20 protein-coding genes and 1 tRNA gene are annotated in these 24098 nt (G+C 68.1%); 11 read left to right on the forward strand and 10 right to left on the reverse strand.

Annotated features, from left to right (window positions below):
- The first annotated feature begins 94 nt into the window (after nucleotides 1–94).
- The 4 genes from VGV41_RS09170 (at nucleotide 95) to VGV41_RS09185 (ending at nucleotide 3299) form a co-directional block, all read left to right on the forward strand.
- Entirely contained in the window at nucleotides 95–853 is a 759-nt protein-coding gene (locus VGV41_RS09170; protein WP_326863505.1) for an SDR family oxidoreductase, read from the forward strand.
- A 1-nt stretch (nucleotide 854) separates the two neighbouring features.
- Nucleotides 855–1376, forward strand: coding sequence for a hypothetical protein (locus VGV41_RS09175; protein ID WP_326863506.1), 522 nt, complete (start codon nucleotides 855–857; stop codon nucleotides 1374–1376).
- 88 nt (nucleotides 1377–1464) lie between these two features.
- On the forward strand, nucleotides 1465–2715 hold the full coding sequence (locus VGV41_RS09180; RefSeq protein ID WP_326863507.1) for a NupC/NupG family nucleoside CNT transporter: 1251 nt from the start codon (nucleotides 1465–1467) through the stop codon (nucleotides 2713–2715).
- Complete coding sequence (locus VGV41_RS09185; RefSeq protein ID WP_326863508.1) at nucleotides 2712–3299, forward strand: GDSL-type esterase/lipase family protein; 588 nt, start codon at nucleotides 2712–2714, stop codon at nucleotides 3297–3299. The genes VGV41_RS09180 and VGV41_RS09185 overlap by 4 nt, the downstream gene beginning before the upstream one ends.
- Here the strand turns inward: VGV41_RS09185 and VGV41_RS09190 are convergent.
- From VGV41_RS09190 to VGV41_RS09205, 4 genes are all read right to left on the reverse strand, one after another.
- The gene (locus tag VGV41_RS09190; RefSeq protein WP_326863509.1) at nucleotides 3283–4446 is read right to left on the reverse strand and encodes an MFS transporter; all 1164 of its coding nucleotides are present in this window, start codon (nucleotides 4444–4446) and stop codon (nucleotides 3283–3285) included. The genes VGV41_RS09185 and VGV41_RS09190 overlap by 17 nt on opposite strands.
- 158 nt (nucleotides 4447–4604) lie before the next feature.
- Nucleotides 4605–5537 carry a hypothetical protein gene (locus VGV41_RS09195; protein ID WP_326863510.1) on the reverse strand — a complete coding sequence of 311 codons (933 nt, stop codon included), beginning with the start codon at nucleotides 5535–5537 and terminating at the stop codon, nucleotides 4605–4607.
- Between the two features lie 216 nt (nucleotides 5538–5753).
- Complete coding sequence (locus VGV41_RS09200; protein WP_326863511.1) at nucleotides 5754–7061, reverse strand: RsmB/NOP family class I SAM-dependent RNA methyltransferase; 1308 nt, start codon at nucleotides 7059–7061, stop codon at nucleotides 5754–5756.
- 55 nt (nucleotides 7062–7116) lie between these two features.
- Nucleotides 7117–7542 (reverse strand): MAPEG family protein, encoded by a 426-nt coding sequence (locus tag VGV41_RS09205; protein WP_326863512.1) that lies wholly within the window; start codon nucleotides 7540–7542, stop codon nucleotides 7117–7119.
- A gap of 378 nt (nucleotides 7543–7920) precedes the next feature.
- On the opposite strand from VGV41_RS09205, the gene VGV41_RS09210 reads away from it, so the two are divergent.
- Nucleotides 7921–8655: a class I SAM-dependent methyltransferase gene (locus tag VGV41_RS09210; protein ID WP_326863513.1), complete on the forward strand. Its 735-nt coding sequence runs from the start codon at nucleotides 7921–7923 to the stop codon at nucleotides 8653–8655.
- A 43-nt stretch (nucleotides 8656–8698) separates the two neighbouring features.
- Here VGV41_RS09210 and guaB read toward each other — a convergent pair whose 3' ends face one another.
- Complete coding sequence (gene guaB, locus VGV41_RS09215) at nucleotides 8699–10192, reverse strand: IMP dehydrogenase (RefSeq protein WP_326863514.1); 1494 nt, start codon at nucleotides 10190–10192, stop codon at nucleotides 8699–8701.
- Nucleotides 10193–10509: 317 nt separating this feature from the next.
- Here guaB and VGV41_RS09220 point away from each other — a divergent pair, with 317 nt between their 5' ends.
- Together VGV41_RS09220 and VGV41_RS09225 are read left to right on the forward strand one after the other, a co-directional pair.
- Entirely contained in the window at nucleotides 10510–11928 is a 1419-nt protein-coding gene (locus VGV41_RS09220; RefSeq protein ID WP_326863515.1) for an MFS transporter, read from the forward strand.
- A 151-nt stretch (nucleotides 11929–12079) separates the two neighbouring features.
- Nucleotides 12080–14422, forward strand: coding sequence for a tetratricopeptide repeat protein (locus VGV41_RS09225; RefSeq protein WP_326863516.1), 2343 nt, complete (start codon nucleotides 12080–12082; stop codon nucleotides 14420–14422).
- Nucleotides 14423–14425: 3 nt separating this feature from the next.
- Here the strand turns inward: VGV41_RS09225 and VGV41_RS09230 are convergent, their stop codons facing one another.
- A complete protein-coding gene (locus VGV41_RS09230; protein ID WP_326863517.1) occupies nucleotides 14426–15127 on the reverse strand; it encodes an RlmE family RNA methyltransferase in 702 nt (233 codons plus the stop codon).
- 48 nt (nucleotides 15128–15175) lie between these two features.
- On the reverse strand, nucleotides 15176–16348 hold the full coding sequence (locus VGV41_RS09235; RefSeq protein WP_326863518.1) for a Ppx/GppA phosphatase family protein: 1173 nt from the start codon (nucleotides 16346–16348) through the stop codon (nucleotides 15176–15178).
- Between the two features lie 142 nt (nucleotides 16349–16490).
- On the opposite strand from VGV41_RS09235, the gene VGV41_RS09240 reads away from it, so the two are divergent.
- The 3 genes from VGV41_RS09240 (at nucleotide 16491) to VGV41_RS09250 (ending at nucleotide 20237) form a co-directional block, all read left to right on the forward strand.
- Nucleotides 16491–18845 (forward strand): xanthine dehydrogenase family protein molybdopterin-binding subunit, encoded by a 2355-nt coding sequence (locus tag VGV41_RS09240; RefSeq protein WP_326863519.1) that lies wholly within the window; start codon nucleotides 16491–16493, stop codon nucleotides 18843–18845.
- 21 nt (nucleotides 18846–18866) lie between these two features.
- The gene (locus tag VGV41_RS09245; RefSeq protein WP_326863520.1) at nucleotides 18867–20069 is read left to right on the forward strand and encodes an MFS transporter; all 1203 of its coding nucleotides are present in this window, start codon (nucleotides 18867–18869) and stop codon (nucleotides 20067–20069) included.
- A gap of 94 nt (nucleotides 20070–20163) precedes the next feature.
- Nucleotides 20164–20237, forward strand: a tRNA-Gln gene (locus VGV41_RS09250).
- Nucleotides 20238–20525: 288 nt separating this feature from the next.
- Here the strand turns inward: VGV41_RS09250 and VGV41_RS09260 are convergent.
- Nucleotides 20526–21209, reverse strand: a complete 684-nt coding sequence (locus tag VGV41_RS09260; RefSeq protein WP_326863521.1) for a hypothetical protein — start codon at nucleotides 21207–21209, stop codon at nucleotides 20526–20528.
- Nucleotides 21210–21268: 59 nt separating this feature from the next.
- Here VGV41_RS09260 and VGV41_RS09265 point away from each other — a divergent pair, with 59 nt between their 5' ends.
- Nucleotides 21269–21796: a Crp/Fnr family transcriptional regulator gene (locus VGV41_RS09265; protein ID WP_326863522.1), complete on the forward strand. Its 528-nt coding sequence runs from the start codon at nucleotides 21269–21271 to the stop codon at nucleotides 21794–21796.
- Here VGV41_RS09265 and glk read toward each other — a convergent pair.
- Together glk and VGV41_RS09275 are read right to left on the reverse strand one after the other, a co-directional pair.
- A complete protein-coding gene (gene glk, locus VGV41_RS09270; protein WP_326863523.1) occupies nucleotides 21753–22739 on the reverse strand; it encodes a glucokinase in 987 nt (328 codons plus the stop codon). The two genes, VGV41_RS09265 and glk, sit on opposite strands and share 44 nt — an antisense overlap.
- A complete protein-coding gene (locus tag VGV41_RS09275; protein ID WP_414705078.1) occupies nucleotides 22739–24079 on the reverse strand; it encodes a GH1 family beta-glucosidase in 1341 nt (446 codons plus the stop codon). The genes glk and VGV41_RS09275 overlap by 1 nt, the downstream gene beginning before the upstream one ends.
- Nucleotides 24080–24098: the final 19 nt, after the last annotated feature.

The following is a 24098-nucleotide window of genomic DNA, read 5'->3' on the forward strand; positions in this document are numbered from 1 at the left end:
GACCGTATTGGCGTTGCCGGCGCGCGCCGCATGGCGCGGGCGCCGATTTGTTGCTATGCGGAAGCCATCAGAAAATTCACGACGGGGAGACGCCATGACGGCGAAGATCGCAATGGTCACGGGCGCGGGCACAGGTGTCGGCCGCGCGGTGGCGGTGGCGCTGGCCAAGGCCGGCTACAGCCTGGTGCTGGCCGGACGCCGGCCGGAGCCGCTCGAGCAGGTCAAGGGCGAGATCAACGCCATCGGCGCGCAGGCGCTCGCGGTGCCGACCGACGTTTCCAAACGCGAGTCGATCCTGGCGCTGTTTGCCACGGTGAAGTCGAGCTTCGGCCGCCTCGACGTGCTGTTCAACAATGCCGGCATCGGCGCGCCGCCGGTGCCGCTCGAGGACCTGCCCTACGAGACCTGGATGAACGTGGTGCAGACCAATTTGACCGGCATGTTCCTGTGCACGCAGGAAGCCATCAGGATCATGAAGGACCAGTCGCCGCGCGGCGGCCGCATCATCAACAACGGCTCGATCTCGGCGCATACGCCGCGGCCGTATTCGGTGGCTTACACCTCCACCAAGCACGCGATCACCGGCCTGACCAAGTCGACCTCGCTCGACACACGCAAATACGACATCTGCGTCAGCCAGATCGACATCGGCAATGCCGCGACGCCGTTGACCGACCGCATGGTGCAGGGCGAAGGCGTGCTGCAGCCGGACGGCCGCAAGATGATCGAGCCGCGCATGGACGCCGACAGCGTCGGCGCCGCCGTGGTCTACATCGCCGGCCTGCCGCTCGACACCACCGTTCTGTTCATGACGGTGATGGCCAACACGATGCCGTTCGTCGGCCGCGGCTGAGATGCCGGGCGAGATCGAGCGCTGGCACGATTTCTATGTGCTGGTCGGCACTGCGGGCGCGACCTTGGTTGCGCTGCTCTTCGTCGCCGTCTCGCTCGGCGCCGGTTTCCTGACCGAAGCCCGCGCCGGCGCCACGCGCGCCTTCTTCACCTCGGTGGTGATCCATTTCTCGGAGGTGTTCTTCGTCTCAGCGCTGGCACTCATGCCGTCGCACGAGGCGGTCGTACCGTTGGCGATCGGGATCTGCGCGGCGGCGGGACTGGGCGTTTCGGCCTATGCCGCCGTACAGATAGTCCGCAACGGATGGACGACTTTCATCACCGACCATTTCGCTTACGGACTCATGCCCTGCATCGCCTATGCCGCGATGCTCGCCGCGGCGGTGACCATGCTGCGGCACTGGCCGTGGTCGCTCGAGCTTCTGGCCGCCGCCGTGCTGCTGCTTTTGGGCTTCAACATCCGCAACGCCTGGGACCTGATGCTGTCGATGGTGCGGCGGCGCGTCGAGCCGCCGCAGCCGTAAACGGCATGGCACGCGCATTGCCTTGCCAGAGCCGATCGCGCATCGTGCGCATGGGGCCGGCGCGCGCAGCGCCGGATGAGGGCTCAGGATGTTGCACCTGCAATCGGCGCTGGGCGTCTTTGCCCTGCTCGCTTTCGCATATCTGATCAGCGAGAACCGCCGCGCCGTCGACTGGAAAAGCGTCGGCGTCGCCTTTGCGGTCACCGTCGCCACCGCCGTGCTTCTGCTGGAAGTGCCGCAGCTCAAGGTCGCGTTCGCGCTGGTCGGCCGCGCCGCCGATGCGATCGGCGAGGCCTCGCGCGCGGGTACCTCGTTCGTGTTCGGCTATCTCGGCGGCGGCACGCTGCCGTTCGACCTGAAAACGCCGGGCGCCGACTTCATCCTCGCCTTCCAGGCGCTGCCGATCGTGCTGGTGATGAGCGTGCTCACCACGCTGCTGTTCCACTGGCGCATCCTGCCGCCGGTCGTGCGCGGCTTCTCCTGGCTGCTCGAGCGCACCATGGGCATTGGCGGTGCGGTCGGCCTGTCGACGGCGGCCAACATCTTCCTCGGCATGGTCGAGTCGCCGCTGTTCATCAAACCGTATCTGGCGCGGCTGACGCGTGGCGAACTGTTCATGGTAATGACCGGCGGCATGGCCGGCATCGCCGGCACCGTGTTCGTGCTCTACGCCACCATTCTCAAGACGGTCATTCCCGACGTCGCCGGCCACATCCTGGTCGCCTCAATCGTCAGCGCGCCGGGCGCGCTGCTCATCAGCATGCTGATGGTGCCGGACAGACCGGGTCAGCGCACCGACATGGGGCATGTCGAGGTCGGCGCCATCGCCGACTCGACCATGGACGCCATCGTGCGCGGCACCGCCGCCGGGCTCGAACTGCTGCTCAACATCATCGCGATGTTGGTCGTGCTCGTGGCGCTGGTGGCGCTGGCCAATGCGATTTTGAGCCTGCTGCCGGATGTCGCCGGCGCGTCGATCACGCTGCAACGATTGCTCGGACTCGTTATGGCGCCGGTGTGCTGGCTGATGGGCATTCCCTGGGATCAGGCGGTCACCGCCGGATCGCTGATGGGCATCAAGACGGTCTTGAACGAGCTCATCGCCTATCTCGAGCTCGCCAAACTGCCGGCCGACGCGCTCGACGCGCGCTCGCGACTCATTCTCCTCTATGCGATGTGCGGCTTTGCCAATTTCGGCTCGCTCGGCATCATGATCGCCGGGCTCACCGTGATGGCGCCGGAGCGCCGCGCCGATATCGTTTCGCTGGGACCGAAGACGATCGTGTCCGGCACGCTGACGACGTGTTTGATGGGGGCGATGGTGGGGGTGTTGAATTGAGTTTGCTTCGCACGCTCGCGGCGCTGCTGATCGTCGTCGTTGGCACAGGCGTTTTCGCCGCGCAAGCCGCACCGCTGAAGATCGTCGCGCTCGGCGACAGCGCCACCGCCGGCTGGCTGGTGGCGCGCACCGACGCCTATCCGGCCGAACTGCAACGGCAGCTCCGCGCCAAGGGCCACGACGTTGTCGTGAAGAACGCCGGCATTAGCGGCGACACCTCGGCCGGCGCGCTGCACCGGCTCGATCTCGCCGTCGATCCCGACACGAAGATCGTGCTGGTCGAGGTCGGCACCAACGATCTGCGCCTGCACATTCCGGCGGCGAAGATGCGCGCCAACGTCGCCGAAATCGTGCGCGTCCTGCAGAAGCGGCGCATCGTCGTGCTGCTGATCGGCCTCGGCTCGCTCGATCTCTCCGGCATCGCGCGCGCCGCGCACGTGCCCTACGCGCAATTCAGATTGCCGCCCGGAAAGTACCGCGCCCGCGACCACGCGCATTTCAATGCCGAAGGCTACCGCATCGTCGTCGCGCGCATGCTGCCGCACGTCGAGGCGCTGCTCGCGCAGATCAAGGCGTCGCGGTGACCACCCGCCGGCGCTGCCAGGTGACGGCGGCCAGTCCGCAGGCGGCGATCATGAAAGCGATGCCGACAGTGCCCATGGCGGTGAACGCGCCTCGTGCGAACAACACACCGCCGATGCCGGAGCCGACGGCCTGGCCGACATAGACAAGGGACGTGTTCAGCGCGATCGACGCGCTGGCGAGATCCGGCGCGGTCTCGGCCAGGCGCGCCTGCTGCATCGAATTGACGGCAGCGAAGCCGAGCCCCCAGAAGAAGATGGCGACGGCCGCTGCTGCGAACAGAGCCGCACCCAACGTCCACATCGCCAGGCCGAGCGTCGTGGCCGCCAGGAACAGCGCCAGCGTCACCTCCGTGCCGAGCGCGGTGACGACCGCCGTGGCGACGATGTTGCCGACGAGCGCAGCCACGCCGAAGAGCGCGAAGAAGCCCTCGACGGTGAGATTGTCGGCGCCGATCAGCCGGCGCAGCAGCGGCGCGAGATAGACGAAGACGGTGAGCTGGCCGGAGATCTGCAGCATGGTCACGATCAGGATCGTCATCAGCCGCTTGTTGCGGGCGATGGTGGCGAAACTCGCCAGCGACAGCGGCTTGCCGGCCAGCCCGCGGGGCAGCGTCGCGAACACCAGCACGGCGATGACCGCCGAGACCGCGCCAAGCACGACAAATCCGGCGCGCCAGCCGAAATGCGCGGAGAGAAAGGTGATGAGCGGCAGGCCGCCTGCGACCGCCAGCGACCAGCCGAGGAAGACGAAGGCAATGGCGCTCGGCCGCCGCGCCTCCGGCACGATGAGGCCGACAGTGGCCGCCGCCTGCGGCGTATAGATCGCCGCGATGGCGAGCATTGCCAGCCGCAGCGCCAGCACGGCGCCGTAGCTCGACGCCAGCGCCGATGCGCCCTGCGCAACGGCGACAACGATCAGCGTTCCGACCAGCAGCAGGCGGCGGTCCATGCGCGTCGTCAGCCACGCCATCAGCGGCGAGCCGACGCACAGCACCACCGCGCCCCAGGTGACGAGCAGGCCGGCGTCGTGAATGCCGACGTGCAGGCCGTCGGCGAGTTGGCTCAGCATACCGGCCGGTGCGAGCACCGACAGGCCGATGACGATGTTGCCGAGCATCAGGAAGAAGCGCGCGAGAAACGATTTCATGAGAACGACGTCGCCGGACGGAACATTGCGTCCGCCCTAGGTAGGCGGCTGCGGCCGCGCACGCCACCCGAATCCGGCGTCAAAGTTTTCGATGAGTTCGATGACCGGATTTCATGTGACCGGGCGTAACCCGCGCCGGTCGGAGCGCGGACGCGCCCTTACTTCGCCAGCACCTGGCCGACGAAGGGCACCTTGCTCAGCCAGCCATTCGGGGCCGCACCGTCCTGATCGGGAATCGAGCCCGGCGGCACCGGATGGTCAGGCTTCGCGGCCGGCGCCGCGGCGGCGACGGTGCGATCGGGGTCGCCGACCTGTGTTGGCGGCGGAAGCACGGGAGCTGCGATGGTGGCTGCCGGTACGGCGGTCGCAGGCGCGCTCGTCGCTGACGGCGCGGACGCCATCTCGCCGAGGGCGCGTGGCGGCGCGCCGCGCACGACCGGCGCCGCCTCGACGGCCTGCTCCGAATGCGCGGTCAGCGCGCTGCGCACGGCGTCGACCCACTGCGCGTCGGCGGCGGGATCGTGCTGCTGCAGCGGCGCGATGTCGGCGACGGCAGGCTTGGCCTGCTCCTTCACCTCAGCTTTGGCGTCTCTCGGCAACTCCTTGGCCGGCGGGTGGGAAACGTCTTTGGCCGTCTCCTTCGGCGTGACTTTCGCCGGCTCTCGGACAGCCTCGCGCGCGTGCTCCTTCACCGGCTCGGCCGGCACGGCGGCGCGCAGCTCGAGCTTGGGCGCCTCGTGCGCCGGCTCCGCCTTCGCCGCCTTCGGCTCGACGCGCGCCGGCGCCTCGACATGCTTCACTGGCGCGGCGACGTGCGCGGGCGCGCCCTTGCCGATGGCGAGCAGCGTCCGGAACGCGGCCTCGGCGTCGGGATCGACGCCACCGCAGGTCTTCTCGAAGGTCTCGACGTCGTGCCGCACCAGCATGCGCTGCGTGGTGGGGTCGAGCTTCCGGTCGAGCATCGAGATGATGTTGGCGCGCAAGGTCTGGCAGGTCGTGTCGGTCGAGAAATTGGCGCGATAGACCGAATAGGCGCTGGCCAGGCCGACCGGAATCGCCAGCACCGAGCCGGCGATCTGCATCGCCGTCATGATGCGGCTCGAGCGCGAATGAACCGGGACGTGCGGCGGCCGTGACGAGCCGTCATGCGCCCCGGGAGCGGGCAAGGGATCGCGCGTCGCCACCAACATGGGAGGGAAGCCTCGGCTGGATAAGTCGTGCGGCTCAGACATAGGAACTTCGGGGGTTTATTGGGCCGTGATTGCGGCACAATCGGGGAAAGTGCACCTGTCCCCATAGCGATTTGGTTAAGGAGCCTGACCCGCCCGCAGGATACTGACAAAAAAGCCGTCGGTTTCGGTGGTCCGCGGCGTCATCAGCAGGCCCTCCGGCGTCGTCCGCACCGCCTTGCCGAACAGGAAGGCGCGCTCGCCGAGCGGCGCCATGACGTCCGCCGCCGGCGCCGCCGTGAAGCTCGGGTGACGGGCGAGGAAGGCGCGGACCTGGCCGCCGTTCTCCTCGGCCAGCACCGAGCAGGTCACGTAGGCGATGCGGCCGCCGGGCTTGAGCATCGGAGCGGCGCGGTCGAGGACCTCGGCCTGGTCCTTCTGCCGCTGTTCCAGGGCGCCGGGACGCATGCGCCATTTGGCGTCCGGATTGCGCCGCCACGCACCGGTGCCGGTGCACGGCGCGTCGATGAGCACGAGGTCCATGCGCGCCTTGAGGTCGTCGATCTCGCCGCCGATGGATTTCGGGGTGCGCACCTGCACGTTGCGGGCGCCCGAGCGCTTGAGCCGGTCGTGGATCGGCGCCAGCCGGCGCTTGTCGTCGTCGGTGGCGAAGATCTGCCCCTTGTTCGCCATCATCGCCGCCAGCGCGAGCGTCTTGCCGCCGGCGCCGGCGCAGAGGTCGAGCACCTGCTCGCCAGGCTTGGCGCCGGCGAACAGCGCCGCAAGCTGCGAGCCCTCGTCCTGAACTTCCACAAGACCTTTCAGAAACGCCGGTTCGGCGTGGACCGCCGGGCTCTTTGCCTCGGCGGCAAGGCGGATGCGCAGGCCCCAGGGCGACCAGCGCGTCGGTTCCGGCCCGAGGTCGGCAAGCTGCGCCAGCGCCTGCTCGCGCTCCGCTTTCAGCGTATTGACGCGCAGGTCGAGCGGCGCACGCGAGGAAAGCGCCGCGCCCTCCTCCGCCCGCTCGTCGCCGAAGGTGGCGGCGAAAGCAGCGTCGAGCCACTCGGGGTAGTCGCCGGCGACATGCGGCGGCGCGCCGGCAAGATCGCCGGACGCAAGCCGCGTGCGCTCGTCATCGCTGAGCGGCTCGGGCGCGAAGCGTGAACCGTCGGCGAGCCTGGCGATCGCGTCGGCGTCGAGGCCGCGCTCGCGCCTGAGCATGCCGAGCACGATGGCGCGCGGCGTCTCCGCGCCCATCAAGTACGCGCTCGAGGCGCGCCGGCGCAGCGCGTCGTAGACGAGCCCGGCGATGGCGGCGCGGTCGCCGGAGCCGGCGAAGCGGTGCGCGAGGCCCCAGGCCTTCAGCGCGTCGGCGGCGGGGCGGCGCTCGGCATCGATGGCGGCGATCACCTCGATGGCGGCGGACAGGCGGGCGGCGGGGGTCATGCCGCGACCTAGCCGTTGCCCGCGGTCATTTCAATGGAAAAGCGCGCGGCCCCGCTCAGGGCAGCCCGGTGAGGATGCGGATGATGAAGATCAGCCACATTATCAGCAGCACCAGTAGGCCGAGGCCGAACACGGGGCCCCGCACCGATATCCGGTTGCTGGTCGTGTGCACCCAAGCATGGGCAAGCCGCGACAGCACGAATATCCAGGCGAGCACGATGAAAATCACGTCCGCGTGGTGCGTCATGATCGACAGGATCGTCAGCACGTAGAACAGCAGCGGCAGTTCGAGCTGGTTGTGCGCGGCGTTGGCGACCTGGAGCACATGCGGCGGCCAGTTCGGCTCGCGTAGCGCGATGTCGCGCGGATGCACGGCGCGGCTGCGGATCAGCGACGTGCGAAGCCACGCCATCCAGAAGTACAGGCCGAAGGTGAGCAGCACCTCGACGAACAGCGGAAGAAGGACGAAGCGAATGGTCATCGGCTTTGCCTTGCGATCACGTCCGCCGCTCTAGCAGATCGGCACGACACGCGCCATCCAGACGGTTGAGCCGCCAGCCAACCTCAGTCCGCGGTGCGCCCTTGATCGGCTCCCGACCCTGACCGGAAGTGGACGGGTTTTGGCCTTCCGGATCGTCGCAACGCGGACGAGGCGGGGGAACGAGCAGCGCACGCCGCCCTGTTCTTTGCGCAAGTTTGCCTTTGAGCGGCTCATAGCGCGTTGCAATGTCGTGACGGTGTGACTAGTTTTGGAAGTCGAAGGCCGGTTATCATGGCATCATGATCCCGGAATGAGCAGGCGGCGCGAAAGACTCGCCGGCCGTGCCAGTCCTCACTCACGCGCGAAAGCAAAAAAGTCATGAAACGTATATTCGCGACGCTTGCGGCGCTGGCGATTACGAGCACGTTGTCAACGCACGCGGTCGCGCAAGATTACAACGCCATCGTCTCCGCGCCCGATCGAACCGACGCCGACCGAAACACCGACAAGCGCCGCGATCCCGTCAAACTGTTGAATTTTGCCGGTGTGAAAGAAGGCATGAAGGTGCTCGATATGGAAGCGGGCGCTGGCTACACGACCGAGCTCCTGGCGCGGGCTGTCGGTCCAAATGGCGTCGTCTATGCCCAGGACTCGGCGGAAGTCCTCGAGCGGCAGGTCAAGGGTAAGTTTGACGCACGCAGCAAGAACCCCGTGATGAAGAACGTCGTCCATATCGTGCGGAACTACGACGACCCGCTGCCGCCGGAGGTGCGCAACCTCGACCTCATCACGTTTTTCTTCGCATATCACGACATGACATACATGCATGTCGATCGTGCCGAAATGAATCGAAAGCTCTTTGCGGCGTTGAAGCCGGGCGGCTACCTGGTGATCGCCGACCACTCTGCAAAAGCGGGCGATGGGGCTACTGTCGGGAAGACGTTACACCGCATCGAGGAAGCGGTCTTGCGAAAGGAAGTCGAAGCGGCCGGGTTCAAGCTTGTTGGGACAGGCAATTTTCTGCGTCATCCGGAAGATACCCGCGACGTGATCGTCTTCCACGCGCCCACGCCAATCGATGAGTTCGTGCTGAAGTATCAGAAACCTCAATAAGGCAGGACCTGGCACTTCGTATCCGACTCGAACGAAGAGTGGCCTACACCCTTGTCGGATAATTCGGGCTCTCGCGCGTGATGGTCACGTCGTGCACATGGCTTTCGCGCAAGCCGGCGCCGGTGATACGCACGAACTCCGCCTTCTGGTGCAGCGACGGGATGTCCTTGGCGCCGACATAGCCCATGGCGGCGCGCAGGCCACCGGCGAGCTGGTGCAGCACGGTCGAGGCCGAGCCCTTGTAGGCGACCTGCCCCTCGACGCCCTCCGGCACGAGCTTCAGACTGTCCTTGATGTCCTGCTGGAAGTAGCGGTCGGCCGAGCCGCGCGACATCGCGCCGACTGAGCCCATGCCGCGATAGGTTTTGTACGAGCGGCCCTGATAGAGGAATACCTCGCCCGGCGTCTCGTCGGTGCCGGCGAGCAGCGAGCCGACCATGGCGCAGTCGGCGCCGGCCGAGATCGCCTTGGCGAGATCGCCGGAATACTTGATGCCGCCGTCGGCGATGACCGGCGTGCCGGTGGCCCGGGCGGCGTCGACGCAATCCATGATCGCGGTCAACTGCGGCACGCCGACGCCGGCGACGATGCGCGTGGTGCAGATAGAGCCCGGGCCGATGCCGACCTTGATGGCGTCGGCGCCGCAATCGATCAGCGCTTTGGCGCCTTCCGACGTGGCGACGTTGCCGGCGACCACCTGCACGAGGTTGGACAGTTTCTTGATGCGCGTGACCGCGTCGAGCACCAGGCGCGAATGACCGTGCGCGGTGTCGACCACGACCAGGTCGACGCCGGCGGCGATCAGCGCCTCGGTGCGGGTGAAGCCCTTGTCGCCGACCGTCGTGGCGGCGGCGACGCGCAGGCGGCCCTGCTCGTCCTTGCAGGCGTTCGGATTGGCGACCGCCTTCTCGATGTCCTTCACGGTGATGAGGCCGACGCAGCGATACTGGTCGTCGACGACCAGCAGCTTCTCGATGCGATGCTGGTGCAGCAGCCGCTTGGCCTCGCTCTGGCTGACGCCCTCGCGCACGGTGATGAGCTTGTCCTTGGTCATCAGCTCGGCGACGCGCTGACGCGGATCGGTGGCGAAGCGCACGTCGCGATTGGTGAGGATGCCGACCAGTCTGCCCGGCCCGCCATTGCCGCCGCCCTCCACCACCGGAATGCCGGAGATGCGGTTCTCCTTCATCAAATCGAGCGCTTCCTGCAGCGCGGCCTGCGGCCCGATGGTGAGCGGGTTGACCACCATGCCGCTCTCGAACTTCTTGACCTGACGGACCTGCGCCGCCTGCTCATGCGGCTCCATATTGCGGTGAATGACGCCGAGGCCGCCGGCCTGCGCCATGGCGATGGCCATCTGGCTCTCGGTCACCGTGTCCATGGCCGAGGCGACGATCGGCAGATTGAGCGGGATCGAGCGGGTGATGCGCGAGCGGACATCGACGTCGCTCGGCAAAACCTCCGACAGACCGGGCCTGATCAGCACGTCGTCGAAGGTCAGCGCCTCGCGCGGGCTTGCGTTCCTGTTGTCCGCCATCTGCCAACTCCATCACACCCGCGGGGCGCGTGACACCGGTTTGAGGCTGAAAATAAGCCTGACGCGGGGGTTTCCCCACGCCGTTCCGGCCCGCTTTTGGGTTGGCGTGGGTCGATAGCATGGGTCCCCGCCGATTCCTAGGGAATTCGCCGGATGGCTGTTATGAACTCCGGCGGTGGAATGTGTCTTCCTTCCGCCACCCGATCGCGCTTGAAGCGGGCCGCACCTGCCGCCGCCCGCCCCGCCCGCAAAGTCCCCAGCCGCATGTTTTTCCTTTGGCCGCCGTTCCCCTATTGTCGCCGAAGGAGTCCATGCTGATGCGCGCCGACCGGGTCGTTCCGCTGATCATCGCGGTGGCGCTGTTCATGGAGAACCTGGACTCCACCGTCATCGCCACGGCACTGCCGGCCATCGCCAAGGACCTCGGCACCAATCCGCTGGCGCTCAAGCTCGCGGTCACCTCTTATCTCCTGTCTCTCGCTGTCTTCATTCCCGCCAGCGGCTGGACCGCCGACCGCTTCGGCGCGCGCACGGTGTTCCGCGCTGCGATCGCGGTCTTCGTCGTCGGCTCGATCGGCTGCGCGCTGTCCGGCTCGCTCACCGACTTCGTCATCGCCCGCGTCCTCCAGGGCATGGGCGGCGCGATGATGACGCCGGTCGGCCGCATCGTGCTGGTGCGCACCATCCCCAAGCGCGAGTTGGTCAACGCCATGACGTGGGTGACGACGCCGGCGCTGATCGGCCCGGTGCTCGGACCGCCCGTCGGCGGCTTCATCATCACCTACGCCACCTGGCACTGGATCTTCCTCATCAACGTGCCGATGGGCATCCTCGGCATCATCCTCGCCAGCCGCTACATCGAGGACCTGAAGGTCGAACATCACGCGCCCTTCGATCTCGTCGGCATGACTTTGTCCGGCGTCGGCATCGCCGGCGTCGCCTTCGGCTTCTCGGTCCTCGGCCTCAACTTCCTGCCCTGGTGGATCGTCGCCGCACTGATCGGCGGCGGCACCGTCGCCATCGTCGCCTATCTGGTGCACGCCAAGCGCACGCCGCATCCGGCGCTCGATCTGGCGTTGTTCCGGATCCCGACCTTCTTCACCAGCGTGGTCGGTGGCTTCGTGTTCCGCATGGGCATCGGCGCGCTGCCGTTCCTCCTGCCACTGATGCTGCAGATCGGCTTCGGCATGACGCCGTTCCAGTCCGGCCTCGTCACCTTCGCCTCGGCGGTCGGCGCCATGACCATGAAGATGGCGGCGGCGCGCATCCTGCGCCGCTTCGGCTTTCGCACCGTGATGCTGTCCAACGCGGTCATCAGCGCCAGCTTCCTTGCCGTCTGCGCGACGTTTACCAACACCACTTCGGTCTTTTGGATGTTCGGGCTGCTGCTGATCGGCGGCTTCTTCCGCTCGCTGCAGTTCACCAGCATCAACACGCTCGCTTACGCCGACATCGAACCCGAGCGCGTCAGCCGCGCCACTTCGCTCGTCAGCGTGGCGCAGCAGCTCGCCATCTCCACCGGCGTCGCCTTCGGCGCGCTGGCCGTGGACATCACCCAGCGCATCCGCGGCGGCGGCGAACTCGGTGCAAACGACTTCCCCCCCGCCTTCCTCGCGGTCGCGGCCGTCTCGATGATCTCGGTGCTGTTCTTCATGCGGCTTCACACCGAGGCCGGCGCCGAATTGTCCAACCGCACGCATCTGCGCAAGCCGGCGACCGAAGAGACGGCGGCGTGAGCGCGGGCCTGACGCGCATTTGAATAAAATTTTAGACGTTAACGATGTTGCGAGCTTCATGCGCAGAAAGCGATAATGCGCATCGATATCATGGACCCGAATATGGTTAACCGGTATTGTTAAACGTTCGGCATTCTTGGCGGTGAGCGTAATGCGTGTTCTTGGGGCAGCGTGGCTGATGCGGGGCGCCGCGGTGGCGGCCGTCGCGGTCGCTTTGCTGCCGACGACGTCCGCGCGCGCGCTGCAGACGCGCGACCTGCGCATGTGCGCGACGCAGACGGAAGGCCTCGCCGACCAGCGCATCGCCGCCTGCACCGCGCTGCTGAATTCCGGCCGGCTGCGCGGCAAGCCGCTCGGCGTCGCCTACGAGCTGCGCGGCCTCGCCTATCTCGATCGCGGCGACGCGCCGCACGCGATCGGCGACTTCAACAGCGCGATCCAACTCGCGCCGGATTTCGCGCCCGCCTACCAGAACCGCGGCAACGCCTGGTACGTGCGCGGCAATTACGGGCAGGCGCTGGCGGATTACGACGCCACCATCAAGCTCGATCCCAACACCGCCTCACCCTACGTCAACCGCGGCACCGTACGCCGCGATCTCGGCTACACCGAAGGCGCCCTGGAAGATTACCAGAAGGCGATCAGCCTCGGCGACGCCGGCGCCTATCGCGGCCGCGGCGAGCTCTATCTGCGCACCGGCGACTACGCCAGGGCGCAGGCCGACTTCGACCACGTGCTCAAGACCGCGCCGGACGCGTCGGTCTACATGCTGCGCGCGCAGGCGCGCGAGGACAGCAACAATCTCGACGGCGCGCTCGCCGATTACCAGGAAGCCGCGCGGCGGCAGGACAAGAACATCCCGGCATTGACCGCGATCGCCGGCATCTGGAAGAAGCGCGGCGACCTCGACAAGGCGCTCGCCGTCTACGACCGCGCCGTCGCCGCCGACGACAAGCGGCCGGCGACCTACAGGCTGCGCGCCGAGGCCTACGCGGCGAAAGGCGAGCGCAAGCTTGCGATGAAAGACATCGGCCGCGCGCTGAAGTTCACGTGGAGCACCGATCTGCTGAAGGTGCGCGGCGCGCTGCGCCTCGACGAGGGCGACCTCGCCGGCGTCGTGCACGACGCCGATGCCATTCTCAAGGCCGACTCGCAGAACGCGGCTGCCTTCGCGCTGCGCGGCGCGGCGCTGGCGCGCAAGAAGGACTACGCGCACGCTTTGCCCGATCTCGACAAGGCCATCGACGGCGACGGCAAGAACGCGCTGGCCTATGGCGAGCGCGGCCAGATCTTCCTCGCCAAGCACGACAACGACAAGGCGCTCGCCGATCTCGACAAAGCGATCGCGCTCGGCGGCATCAGCCCGGCGCCGCTGATGGCGCGCGCGTCGATCTACAAGGCGAAGGGCAACACCGACAAGGCGATCGCCGATCTCGGCGCGGCGATCAAGCTCGATCCGCGGCCGGCGGCGCCCTATTTCGATCTGGCGATGCTGGAGAAGTCCGCCGGCAAGGCCGACGACGCGCTTGCCGATCTCGACGCGGCAGTGGCGCGCGCGCCCGAGCGGACCGACTGGCTGATGGCGCGCGCGCAACTGAAGCAGACCACCGGCGATGCCGGAGGCGCCGTCGCCGACTACGATGCGATCCTGATCAAACAGCCGAAGAACGTCGGCGTGCTGCAGGCGCGCGCCGCGGTGCTGATGCAGGCGAAGAGCTACGCCAAGGCCGCGGAGAGCTACGACCGGCTGATCGCGCTCGAGCCGAAGAACGCGCGCGCCTTCTATCAGCGCGGGTTGGCCTATGAGCAGGCCGGCCAGACCGACCGCGCGATGAGCGATTACCGCGCCGCGCTCATGCGCGACCGCAAGATGGCCGACGCCAAGAAAGCGCTCGATCATCTCGTCGCGCTCGACCGTGAGCAGAAGCGCGAGGCGGCGCAGCAGAAGAAGCTGGCGCGGCAGGCACCGGTCAAGGACAGCGCAAAACAGCCGGCGCCGCGGCCGCAGGCGGCGCCCGCCGTCGAAGCCGCCGTTCCGCCGCCGGCCAAACCGGCGTCGAAAGTCGAACAAGCGTCGGTGCCCCTGCCCGACGCCAAGCCGGCGCAGCCGGCCACCATGAAGCCGGCGCAGCCGGCCGCGGTCGCCGCCAAACCGGCACCGGTGGTCGAGGCCACGCGCGAAGAAGAGGTCGACGCGCCGTCGACCGGCAGCATCGCGCACGATCACCCCGCCGCGCACAGCCGCACGCTCACCCGCGAGCGCTCGGTCGTTATCCATGGACGGCCCGAGCAGCATCCACACGCCGCGACGGCGAAGAGCCGCGAGCGCGAGCGCCGCATCGCCGCGCGCGAGCGTGAGCAGCGCCGTCTGCGCGCGGAGTTCGAGCACGCGGAGCGCGTCGTCGAGCGGCGTCCGGCGGTACGGCGGCAACCGCAGGTCCGCTACTATCGCGCCGGCTCGCGCGACCCGAACTTCAGCGACGTCTGGCGCTGATCGTCACGGCTTCGCGCCGCCGCGGAAACCGGTGGCCAGCAGATAAAGCTCGGCGGAATCGGCGCGGCTCGCCGGCGGCTTGATGTGCTTCACCGACGCGAAGTCGCGCTTGAGGCCCGCGAGCAGCGACGCCTCGGTGCCGCCCTGCAGCACCTTGGACAGGAACGCGCCTCCCGGGGCCAGCACCTCGCGCGCAAAATCGGCGGCCAGCTCGACCAGCGCCATGATCTTCAAATGGTCCGTGCGCGCGTGGCCGGTGGCGTTCGCCGCCATGTCGGAGAGCACGACGTCGGCCTCGCCGCCGAGCATCGCCTTCAATTTCTCCGGCGCGGACGCATCGAGGAAATCCATGACCTCGAACGTGACGCCGGGCACCGGCTCCATCGGCAGGATGTCGATGCCGACGACCTTGCCCTTCTCCGGCGCGCCGACGCGCTTGGCCGCGACCTGGCTCCAGCCGCCGGGCGCCGCGCCGAGATCGACCACGCGCGCGCCCTTCTTCAGGAAATGCGCCTTGTCATCGATCTCGGTCAGCTTGAAGGCGGCGCGCGACCGGTAGCCTTCGCGCTTGGCGCGCGCGACGTAAGGATCGTTGAGCTGGCGCTCGAGCCACAGCTTCGAGGACAGCGAGCGCTTGCCCGCCGTCTTCACCCGCACCTTCAGGGCGCGGACGCCGCTGCCGCTCTTGCCGGACTTCGTTGCCATAGCCGGCTATGTAGCGGGCCCGGCGCGCTTTGTGGAGAGCGAATGAGGCTAGCCTGCCGCCGCCTGCCCGCCGCTGCCCCAGACGCCGTCGTCGCGCATCATCTGCACCAGCATGCCTTCGCGCAGCCCCCGGTCGGCGACGCGCAGGCGCGGACAGGGGAAGGCGCGGCGGATCGCCTCGAGAATGGCGCAGCCGGCGAGCACCAGATCGGCGCGGTCGGGGCCGATGCACGGGCTCGCCACACGCTCCTCGTAGCTCATCGCCAGCAGGCGATCGACCACGCCTGCGATCTCCGCGGTGCTCATCCAGCAGCCATCGACGCGGTTGCGGTCGTAGCGCTTCAGGTCGAGATGCACGCCGGCGATGGTCGTTACCGTGCCGGAGGTGCCGAGCATGTGAATGCCGTGGGTGCCGCCTTCGCCATGCTCGCGCAGGAACGGCGCGATGTAGCCGCCGACCTCGACGACCATCGCCTCGTAGGATTCGCGCGTAACATTGATGCCGCCATGCCGCTCGGCCAGCGTCACCACGCCGGTCGGCAGCGACACCCAGCCGCGGATGCGCGGCAGCGGCGGGCCGTGGCGCGTTGCCTGCGACCGGTCGAGCCGCACCAGCTCCGACGAGCCGCCGCCGATGTCGAACAGCACGACGCCTTCGGCCTGCGGATCAATGAGCGGCGTGCAGCCGGTCGCGGCGAGCCGCGCCTCGGTCTCGCGGTCGATCACTTCGAGGACGAGCCCGAGCTCGTTGGCCACGCGATCGCGGAATTCGGCGCCGTTCTCGGCGGCGCGGCACGCTTCGGTGGCGATCAGCCGCGCGCGCGTGACGCCGCGGTTCTTCATTTTGGCGCGGCAGACGGCGAGTGCGCCGACTGCCCGCTGTATCGCCGCCTCGCTCAGGCGGCCGGACAGCGATACGCCCTCGCCCAACCGAACGATGCGCGAGAAGGCGTCGACGACGCGGAAGCCGTCGCCCGCGGGCCGCGCCACCAGCAGACGGCAGTTGTTGGTGCCGAGATCGAGCGCGGCATAGGTCGGGCCGCCCTGGTCGCCGGATTCACCGGCCCTGGGTCTGTCAGGCGACCGCCGACCCCACCGGGCGCGCGTAAGCGGCGCTCGATCAACGGCGGGGTCGAGGCCCGGAATCTCTCCGGCCTCGCCGCTCACACTCAAAACCTTCCTGCCGCCCCAGACCGCCGCGCTCCGTACGCGGTGCGGCATTGTTCCACTCGTCGGCGAAAAGTCTAACAGCGCGAGCCCGCGACGCAACCCTCACCCGCTCCGGCCATTCTTGTACAAGCGGGCGGCGTGCTCTATCTGACCAGTTCCGCCCCAAAAGCCACGCATCCGAAAGCACCCCGGCATGGACGACAGGACGACCGAAGCCGCTCTGGCCACGATGAAGTTCGGCATAGGCCAGCCGGTGAAGCGCAGCGAAGACCCCAAGCTGGTGCAGGGTCAGGGCCGCTATACCGACGACATCAACCTGACCGGCCAGGCCTATGCGGTGATGGTGCGCAGCACGGCGGCGCACGGGGTGATCCGCGGCATCGATACCGCCGCGGCGAAAGGAATGCCCGGCGTGCTCGCCGTGCTCACGGCGCAGGATCTCGCCGCCTATGGCGGCCTGAAATGCAACCTGCCGATCAAGAGCCGCGACGGCTCGCCCATCCGCTACAAGCCGCGCCCGGCGCTCGCCGCCGACAAGGTGCGCTTCGTCGGCGACCCGGTCGCCTGCGTCGTCGCCACGACGATCGCTCAGGCCAAGGACGCGGCCGAGGCGGTCGTCGTCGATATCGATCCGTTGCCGGCGGTGATGAGCGCGCGCGAGGCGGCCAAGCCCGGCGCGCCGGTGCTCTATGACGAGGTGCCCGACAACGTCTGCCTCGACTACCATTACGGCGACGCCGACAAGGTCGCCGCCGCCTTCGCCGCGGCCACGCACGTCGTCAAATTGCCGATGGTCAACCAGCGCCTCGTGGTCAATTCGATCGAGCCGCGCTCGGCGATCGGCGAATTCGACAAGGCGAACGAGAAGTGGACGCTGCACTCGTGCAGCCAGGGCGTGTTCGGCCTCAAGAACATGATGCGCGACATCCTCGGCGCCAAGCCAGAGCAGGTGCGCATCCTCACCGGCAATGTCGGCGGCTCGTTCGGCATGAAGGCCGCCGCCTATCCGGAATATGTCTGCATCCTGCACGCGGCGAAGGTGCTCGGGCGGCCGGTGAAGTGGACCGACGAGCGCTCGGGAAGCTTCGTCTCCGACCATCACGGCCGCGACTTCGACATGACGCTGGAAGCCGCCTTCGACAGACGCGGCATCATCCAGGCGCTGCGGCTCGCCGGCTACGGCAACATGGGCGGTTATCTCGCCGCTTTCGGGCCGCTGCTGCCGACGCTCAACGTCACCAAGAACAATGTCGGCATGTACCGCACGCCGGTGATGGAAGTATCGACGAAGTGCGTGTTCACCAACACCACTTTGGTCTCCGCGTATCGCGGCGCCGGGCGCCCCGAGGGCGCCTATCACATGGAGCGCATGATGGATTACGCGGCGGCCGAGCTCGGCATCGACCGCTTCGAATTGCGCCGCCGCAACTTCATCCGCGCCAAGGACATGCCGTTCAATTCCGCCGCCGGCATGGCCTATGACACCGGCGACTTCCCCGGCCTGTTCGACGCCGCGCTGGAAGCCGCCGACGCGGCCGGCTTCAAGCAGCGCAAGCGCGAAAGCAAGAAGGCCGGCAAACTGCGCGGCATTGGCGTCGGCTGCTACGTCGAGACCACCGCCGCCGGCACCACCGAGATGGGCGGCATCCGCTTCAACGACGACGGCACCGTCACCATCGTCACCGGCACGCTCGATTACGGCCAGGGCCATGCCGCGCCGTTCGCGCAGATCCTGACCGAGAAGCTCGGCGTGCCGTTCGAGCGCATCAAGCTCCTGCAGGGCGACAGCGACCAGCTTGTCATGGGCGGCGGCACCGGCGGCTCGCGCTCGGCGATGCTGTCCGGCACCGCCATCATGCAGGCGGCCGACAAGGTGATCGAGAAAGGCAAGGACATCGCCGCGCAGGTGCTGGAAGCCTCCGCCGGCGACATCGAATTCCACAACGGCCGCTTCGTCATCGCCGGCACCGACCGCGCCGTCGACATCATGCAGCTCGCCGAGCGCGTGCGTAGCGGGCTGACACTGTCCGACGGCAGCAAGGCCTCGCTCGACATCAGCCACGTCACCGAGCCGGTGCCCGGCACCTTCCCCAATGGCGTGCACGTCGCCGAGGTCGAGATCGATCCGGAGACCGGCAACGCCGACGTGGTGAAGTACACGGCGGTCAACGATTTCGGCACGGTGGTCAATCCGATGCTGGTCGAAGGCCAGATCCAGGGCGGCGTCGTGCAGGGCCTCGGCCAGGCGCTGCTCGAAGGCGCGGTCTACGACGCCGAGGGACAACTGCTCACCGGCTCGTTCATGGATTACGCCATGCCGCGCGCGCACAACGCGCCCGACATCGCCGTCATCAACCGCGGCATTCCGACCAAGACCAATCCGGTCGGCGCCAAAGGCTGCGGCGAAGCCGGCTGCTCCGGCGGCCTGCCGACGGTCGCCAATGCGGTGATCGATGCGCTGTCCGATTACGGCGTCCGCGACCTGCCGATGCCGATGACGCCGGCGCGCATCTGGCAGGCGATCCAGAACGCGCCGCCGCGGCGCTGACCGCGACGCGCCGGGGCAAACATGACGCAGACGATCGACGCGGTCGCTGCCGCTCGTCCCTCGCACTGGCGCGTCGTCGGCGCGGTGAGCGCGGCGCATTTCGTCTCGCACTTCTACATCCTGCTGCTGGCGCCGCTCATCCCGTTCGTGCGCGAGGCCTATGGCGTCAGCTACACCGAGATCGGCATCGCCTTCGCCGCCTTCAACGTCGTCTCGGCCGTGCTGCAGACCCCGGCCGGATTCCTCGTCGACCGGTTGGGCGCGCGCACGCTGCTGATCGCCGGGCTGTTGCTCGGCGCGCTGGCCTTTGCGGTGGCCGGGCTCGTCCACTCCTTCGCAGTGCTGGTGGCGATGTTCGGGCTCGCCGGCGTCGGCAACACCGTTTATCACCCCGCCGATTACGCGCTGCTGTCGCAGCACGTCCGGGGCGAGCGCATCGGCCAGGCCTTCTCGGTGCACACCTTCGCCGGCATGCTCGGCTCGGCGGTGACGCCGGCGAGCGTGCTGCTGATGCAGAGCCTGTGGGGCTGGCGCGGCGCCTTCCTCGGCGCGGCCGTGTTCGGGCTGTTCGTCGCCCTCGTCCTGATCGCGGTGCGCGACCCCGCCCCTACCGCACCGCCGCGCAAGACCGCGCGGAGCGGCGGCCGGCCCGACTGGCATGTGCTGCTGTCGGCGCCGATCCTGCTCAACCTCTTCTTCTTCGTCCTGCTCGCGATGCTCAGCGGCGGCATCTACAATTATTCGGTGGTCGCCTTCGGCGCGCTCTACGGCACCCCGGTCTCCATCGCCAACGCGGCGCTGACCGGCAACCTGCTGCTGACCGCCATTGGCGTGCTGATCGGCGGCGTGCTGGCCAGCCGCACGCGGCGGCACGGCCTCGTGGCCGCCAGCGGTCTGGCGGCCGCCACGGCCTTCATGCTGCTCCTCGCCGAGGTCGACCTGCCGACCGCCGCGTTGATCGCGGCGATGTCGCTCGCCGGCTTCTTCTCCGGCATCATCATGCCCTCGCGCGACATGATCGTGCGCGAGGTCACCCCGCCCGGCTCCTTCGGCAAAGTGTTCGGCTTCGTCACCACCGGCTTCAACATCGGCGGTATCGTCGCGCCGCTGGTGTTCGGCGCCATCATGGACCACGGCAGCCCGCGCCTCGTATTCCTCGTGGTGGCGGGTTGCACGCTGGTCGCCACCGCCACCGTGGCGAGCCGGCCCCGCCGCCGGGGATGAGGTCACTTCAGGGCAGATAAGGGCTTGTCAAAGCAGCCGCTTTGGCCCATGTGAAGGGCGCTTGCGGGCCGCTTCGCGCGGCCCCCTCGGCCGTTGGGGAATGGTGTAACGGTAGCACAACAGACTCTGACTCTGTTTGTCTAGGTTCGAATCCTAGTTCCCCAGCCAGCCGCCTTTCCCTTTTCAATTTGCCGTCCCTCGCCGCCGGCCTAAGCTCGCCCGACCTTGCCGGGTGACGAACCGATGAAGCGCATCCTTGCCGCGACCGACGGGTCCGAGGGCGCCATGAGCCTCGGCGAACTGACGCAGAGCGCAGCCGCCTTCGTCACCGTGCAGGGCGCATTCAACTGGGTGGTCGACAACTATCGGCGCCTCGCCGACCGGCGTTCGTGGTGCACCGCGTCGCGACGCTCCTGCCCGCGCTCGATGCGCTCGAGCGCGAGGAGCACTGAGCGCTCAATGTGCGTGCGGATGCTCGCCGCGGGCGATCATCAGATGATGCTCCTGATGATGCATGCCGAGCGTCAGCGTGCCGATGAAGCCGAGGGCCTTGAGCTTGGCCATGTCCTGCGGCGGCACGCGCACTTCGAAGATCGAACCGCCGTCGGTATCCTTGGCGGCGAAGTGCCAGCCGCCGAAGCCATCCATGGTCGCCGCGTGCGCAGTGGTCATGCGGCGGATCGAGTCGCGGACCGCGCCGTCGCCGGTGACGACGAACTTCATGCCGCCGTCGATCGGTTCGCCGGCAACGTGCGCGGCCAAAGTGACGTTGTTCATGTCGATGAGATGCTGCCGCAGGGCTTCGATGTCGACCTTCGACCAGTCGGTGCGCGGGTCGGCCTCGAGGATCTGCACGATCTCCTGAATGGCGGCGAAGGCCGACTGTCCCGGTTCGGTCGGCGCCGCGGCGCTCCCGTGCGCATGCATCGCGCCCATGCTGCCGCCCTGATGCATCGCACCCATCTGCTGCATCATCTGCATGTGGTTCATCTGCGCGTGATCCATCGGCATGCCGCTCATTGCCGGACCGCTCGCGGGCGCGCCCGCCTGCGCCATGGCGGGGTGATGCGGATGGTCGGGCTGCTGGGCCAGCGCGGCAGCCGGAAGCAGCAGTAAGCTCAGAACAATGAGATGACGCATGGGGGACTCCTTTGACCCGTGCTTGCCACAGGCGCACCCGTTAGAACATGATTGCTATCATGTTCGACGATCTGGACCCCTTCCTGCAGGACCTCGCCCGGCGCGAGCTTGCCTTCGAACCCGACGAAGCCGTCTTCCGGCAGGGTGATGAGGTCCGGCAGATGTTTTTCGTGACCGCCGGCGCGGTCCATCTGGTGCGGCATCAGGAGTCCGGCGCGCCGATCGTGCTCCAGCGGGCCGGACCGGGCGCCATTCTGGCGGAAGCGTCACTGTATTCGGACACATACCACTGCGATGCCGTCGCCGTGGCGAAGTCGGCCCTATGGGCCGTGTCGAAGCCGGCCTTGCTCGCGCGCATGGAGCAGCGCCCCGCGCTCGCCGCGGCGCTCATCCGGCGCTTCGCCCATGAGCTGCAGCATGCACGTTTCCATGCCGAGCTATTGTCCATGAAAACCGTCGCCGCGCGCCTCGACGCCTGGCTCGGCTGGCACGGCGCGCTTCCGGCGCGAGGAGAATGGATGCGGCTTTCCGCCGAGCTCGGTGTCAGCCCGGAAGCACTCTACCGCGAGATCGCGAAGCGCCGCTAAGCGTCAGCGCGCGCAAGCCGACGAAGGCCGGATCGCTGTGCACGATCAGATAGACCGGGATCGGCGCGACGTAGCCGCGCATGCGACCCTTCGCCTCGAAGCGGGTGCGGAAGGCGGAGCGATCGATCTCGCCGCCGAGACGCGCGGTGACGCCGCCGGCGATGTAAACGCCGCCCTTGGCGCCGAAAGTGAGCGCCAGGTTGCCGGCGATGTCGCCGAGCATGGCGCAGAACATGTCGAGCGCCGCGCGGCTGGCCGGGCACGTCGCATCGCGCGCCACCTTCACGATGTCCGCCGCCGAGCGCTCCGGCGGCTGCGCGCGGTCGATCGCCGCCAGTGCGCGATAGATGTTCTCCAGCCCCGGGCCCGACAAGAGCCGCTCGATCGACACATGCTCGAACTCGGCGCGCAGCGCGGCGATGACCGCCGCCTCGCGCGCATTGCCGGCCGGCGCGGTGGCGTGCCCGCCTTCGCTGTGGATGATGAAATCGCCGCCGCTGTGCGGCACGCAGGCGGCGACGCCGAGTCCCGTGCCCGGGCCAAGCACGGCCATCGGTGCACCGGCCACAGGGCGCGTGCCGCCGATCTGCTTGAGGTCGGCGGGCACCAGCTGCGGCAACGCCCAGGCGATCGCCTCGAAGTCGTTGACGAGATGCACGGACGAAAGACCGAACCGCGTGCGCAATTCGACGGCGTCGACGATCCAGTCGTTGTTGGTGAGCGCGCAACGCTCGGCGGTCACGACGCCCGCCACCGCCAGTACGGCCTCGCCGACGGTTCCCCCGGCCAGGGCGAGATAGGCCGCCACCGCATCGGCGAAGCTCGCGTGATCGGCGACTTCGAGATACGTCACCGGCCCCAGCGCGGTTCCGCGCAGCACGGCGAAACGGACATTGGTGCCGCCGACGTCGGCGAGCAGAATACCGTTTCCCATGTCGTCCATCAGCGGCTCCGCGCGGCTTCGATCAATCCGCGATACCAGCCGTAGGACAGTTTGGGAATGCGTTTCTGCGTGGCGTAATCGACGGAGACGAGGCCGAAGCGGACGGCGTAGCCGGAATCCCATTCGAAATTGTCGAGCAGCGACCAGACGAAATAGCCGCGGATGTCGGCGCCGCGCGCCGCCGCCGCATTCATCGCGCCAATGTAGGAGCGCAGGTGGTCGATGCGCGCGGTGTCGGCGACCTCGCCCGGTGTCTCGCGCGCGCCCAGCCCATTCTCGGTGACGTAGACCGGCACGCCATAGGCGGCAACGTCGAGGAGCGTGTCGCGGAAGGCATCGGCCGACACCGCCCAGCCGTTCGGCGTGGTCGCCGTGCCCTCCGGCTGCGGTCCAAAATTGAACCCGACCGGCACCGTGTCGTCGCGCCGCATGTAGCTCGGGCCGTAGTAATTGAGTCCGAACCAGTCGAGCGGCCGGCGGATTTGGTCGAGGTCGCCCGGCCGGATATGCGGCTCGATCGATGGCCGCAGCAGTTCCGGATAGACGCCGCGATATTGCGGCTCGGGGAAGGCCAGATTCCAGTAGGCCGCGCACAGTTGCGCCGCTCCGGCATCGTCCGGCGTCGACGGCAGGCAAGGCTGCACGTTGTGGATGACGCCAATCGCGGCGTCGGCGACGTGGACGCGGATCGCATCGACCGCCGCACCGTGCGCGAGGTTGATGTGATGGATCGCGCGATGCAGCGGGGCGATGTCGGAGGGTGCGCGCGCGCCGAGAGCCCAGGTGAATATTGAGAAAATCGACGGCTCGTTGAACGTGGCGAAACGCTTGACACGATCGCCATAGCGCGCGGCGACGATGGCCGCGTAGTCGGCGAACCACTGCACGCTGTCGCGCGAGGTCCAGCCGCCGGCATCGGCCAGCGCCTGCGGCAGGTCCCAGTGATAGAGACAGAGCCACGGTTCGATGCCGGCGGCGAGGATGGCGTCGATCAGCCGGTCGTAGAAGGCGAGCCCCGGCTCGTTCACGGCGCCGCGCCCGGCCGGCAGGATGCGCGGCCACGCCACCGAGAAGCGGTAGGCCTGCAGGCCAAGGCCGCGCATCAGCGCAATGTCTTCCGGATAGCGGTGGTAGTGGTCGCAGGCGACGTCGCCGGTATCGCCGCTCGTCGTCTGCTTGAGGCGTCCGTAGGTGTCCCAGATACTCGGGCCGCGGCCGTCCGCCTGCGTGGCGCCCTCGATCTGGAAGGCGGACGTGGAAACGCCCCAGACGAAGCCGAGCCGCAACGCCGAAAGGTCCGGATAAGAGAGGTCGGCTTTCGTCGGATCGCTCGCGGACAATCGTCGCTCCATTGTTCAG

Origin of the sequence: Pseudolabrys sp. (assembly GCF_035943735.1) — a bacterium.
Taxonomy (GTDB): domain Bacteria; phylum Pseudomonadota; class Alphaproteobacteria; order Rhizobiales; family Xanthobacteraceae; genus Pseudolabrys.